Origin of the sequence: Mesorhizobium sp. M0174, from assembly GCF_040322275.1 — a bacterium.
Lineage (GTDB): Bacteria > Pseudomonadota > Alphaproteobacteria > Rhizobiales > Rhizobiaceae > Mesorhizobium.
The window spans coordinates 1-2,624 of record NZ_JAMYTB010000060.1; the positions used below are offsets into that span (position 1 = coordinate 1).

Genomic DNA, 2,624 nt, shown 5'->3' on the forward strand with positions numbered 1-2,624 from the left:
TGCGGATTCCGACGTGAAGCCGGCCGCCATTCCGATCAAAGACCGGCCACCATTCCGATTTGAAGCCGGCCACCATTCCAATCAAAAGTCGGCCAGTTTTCGGCACTGAACATTACCTCCTGGGTCAGCAACTTTGGCATCAAATGCCCCGCGATGAACGGGGAGATTTTGATGCCGGCAAAGAGAAGGCTGACCATGAGACAGTTACGACAAATGCTGCGGCTTGCCGGAAGCGGGACCAGCTCCCGCGAGATTGCCGTCGTCTTGGGAATAGCGCGCAGCACGGTGCAGGATAATCTGCAGCGCGCAGCGGCGGTTGGATTGAGCTGGCCCTTGCCGGGCGAACTGACCGACGATGCGCTCGAGAACAAACTCTTCACTCGCAACGGCGTCAAACAGGGCACGAGAAGACGCACAGAACCAAACTGGGCCGATCTTGCCGTCGAGCTCAAGAAGCCCGGTGTCACCTTGCTCATCCTCTGGGAGGAGTATCGTGGGTCGCATCCCGAAGGATACGGCTACAGTCGCTTCTGCGAACTCTTTCGCAGTTTCGAGCAGCGGCTTTCGCCGACGATGCGCCAGGAGCATGCGGCCGGCGACAAGGTCTTCGTCGACTATTCCGGCAAGAAGATCCCGATTGTTGATCGCAAGACCGGTGAGATCCGCGAGGCAGAGATCTTCGTGGCAGTGCTCGGCGCATCCAGCTTCACCTATGCTGAAGCAACATGGACACAAACACTTCCCGACTGGATCGGCTCGCATGTTCGGATGTTTCGTTTCTTCGGAGGCGTTCCCCGGTTGGTCGTTCCCGACAATTTGAAGTCTGGCGTCAGCCGCGCCAGTTTCTACGATCCCGAGATCAACCGCAGCTACGGCATGATGGCATCCCACTATGGTGTCGGTGTCCTGCCGGCACGGCCGCGACGGCCGAAGGACAAATCCAAAGTCGAGAACGGCGTCCGCTTCGCCCAATCATGCATTCTGGGGCGGATGCGCAATCAGACCTTCTTCTCGCTGGCCGAGGCCAATGCCGCCATTCGCCAGGCACTCGATCGCATCAATGATCACGTCATGCGCCGGCTGGGCGTCAGTCGCCGGCAGCTGTTCGAGAGTGTCGAGCGCCCGGCTTTGGCCAGTCTTCCACTGGAGGATTACGAGTTTGCCGAATGGCGTTTGGCCCGCGTCTCGACGGATTACCACGTCGAGTTCAAGACCTTCTTTTATTCCGTGCCGCACAGCCTCATTCGCCAGCAGGTCGATCTGAGAGCAACGGCACGCACCATCGAGATCTTCCACCGCGGCAAGCGCGTCGCGGTGCATCAGCGCCGCTATGGCGGTCCTCGCCATGGAACCGATCCGGATCACATGCCCAGCTCCCACCGGCGCTATGCCGAGTGGACGCCAGATCGCTTCCGTCGCTGGGCCGCATCCGTCGGCCCCGAGACGGAAGGCTTGATTGTCGCAATCCTCGCCAGCCGCCCACATCCTGAACAAGGCTTTCGAACATGCCTGGGTGTCCTGCGCCTGTTTCGCGATGTCACACGCGATCGCGCCGAAGCTGTGTCAGCCCGCGCTGTCGAGATCGGTGGCCTGAACTGCAAGAGCATTGCCTCGCTTATCGCCAATCACAAGGCCGCAAGGCATTCCACCGAACCGACCGCCATCGTCGATCACGCCAATCTGCGTGGCCCTGATTACTTTCATTGAGGAGACACACCAATGCTTATCCATCCCACCATCGACATGCTGCGCGAACTCGGCCTTCATGGCATGGCCACCGCCTTCCAGGAGCTCGACGCACAATCCGAAGCACGCGGCCTCGAGCATGGCGAATGGCTTGCCATGCTGCTTGAGCGCGAGGCTACCATGCGCCGCCAGAAGCGTTTCGAAGCCCGCGCCAGGGCTGCAAAGCTGCGCCATGACGCACAGATCGAGAATGCCGACTTCCGTGCCGCACGCGGTCTTGACCGCAATCTGTTCATGGCGCTCGCCGGCTGCGACTGGATCAGAAAGCATCACAGTCTTCTCATCACCGGGCCGGCGGGCGTGGGCAAGAGCTGGCTGGCCTGCGCTCTCGGCCACAAGGCCTGCCGCGAAGACTTCTCCGTCGCCTATCACCGCGTTCCCAGGCTGTTTGCAACTCTTGCCCTTGCCAGAGGCGACGGACGTTATGGCCGGATCCTCAAGCAACTTGCCAAAACCGACCTTCTCATTCTCGATGACTGGGGACCGGAAAAACTCAATGATGACCAGCGGCGTGATGTGCTTGAGATCATTGAAGACCGCTACGAACGCCGATCGACAATCGTCACCAGTCAGCTGCCTCTGGATCGCTGGTACGAGATCATTGCAAACCCAACTCTGGCCGATGCCATCCTGGACCGCCTCGTTCACAACGCCTATCGCATCGATCTCACCGGTGAAAGCATGCGAAAACAGCGCTCGCCAAGAGCGTCTGAAACAGCTCAAGCTTGACCTGAAACGAAACCCAATCCAAACATCAACGAGACCCAGGATCAGTCCGAAAAATGGCCGGCTTCAAATCGGAACACCGGCCGGATTGAAATCGGAATGACCGGCCGGCTTCAAATCGGAATCGATGGCCGGCTTCGTCGGAATACGCA

3 protein-coding genes are annotated in these 2,624 nt (G+C 59.5%); 2 read left to right on the forward strand and 1 reads right to left on the reverse strand.

All coding sequences use genetic code 11. The features are described from left to right. Positions 1–35: 35 nt before the first annotated feature. Positions 36–197: a hypothetical protein gene (locus NKJ13_RS31455; protein ID WP_189556919.1), complete on the reverse strand. Its 162-nt coding sequence runs from the start codon at positions 195–197 to the stop codon at positions 36–38. Between NKJ13_RS31455 and istA the strand changes: the two genes are divergently transcribed. Further along, on the forward strand, positions 196–1,707 hold the full coding sequence (gene istA, locus NKJ13_RS31460) for an IS21 family transposase (protein ID WP_502901966.1): 1,512 nt from the start codon (positions 196–198) through the stop codon (positions 1,705–1,707). The genes NKJ13_RS31455 and istA overlap by 2 nt on opposite strands. A gap of 12 nt (positions 1,708–1,719) precedes the next feature. Next, positions 1,720–2,475, forward strand: coding sequence for an IS21-like element helper ATPase IstB (gene istB, locus NKJ13_RS31465; RefSeq protein WP_125007203.1), 756 nt, complete (start codon positions 1,720–1,722; stop codon positions 2,473–2,475). Positions 2,476–2,624 lie beyond the last annotated feature (149 nt).